General features: G+C 46.8%; 1 tRNA gene. It reads right to left on the bottom strand.

From position 1 onward, the window contains the following. Window positions 1-69: 69 nt before the first annotated feature. A tRNA-Ala gene (locus CP357_RS10060) sits at window positions 70-142 on the bottom strand. Between the last annotated feature and the right edge of the window lie 110 nt (window positions 143-252).

The following is a 252-nucleotide window of genomic DNA, read 5'->3' as shown; positions in this document are numbered from 1 at the left end:
TTGTCTCGGTTTTTTGCTTGGATTATATTCAGTTTTCAATGTACTAGCTCTTTGATCCTTTCGGATCAATGGAGGCTAACGGGTTCGAACCGATGACCTCCTGCGTGCAAAGCAGGTGCTCTCCCAACTGAGCTAAGCCCCCAAGGTCTTTTCTTTTTTCAGCCAGACATAACTTTAGCGCTTTTTTGCCGTTATGTCAATGGGCCTAAATGGACTTGAACCATCGACCTCACGCTTATCAGGCGTGCGCTC

Source organism: Lactobacillus sp. UMNPBX6 (genome assembly GCF_002553975.1).
In the GTDB taxonomy this organism is placed as follows: Bacteria; Bacillota; Bacilli; order Lactobacillales; family Lactobacillaceae; genus Lactobacillus; species Lactobacillus gallinarum.
This window is presented reverse-complemented; position numbering and strand designations above follow the sequence as displayed.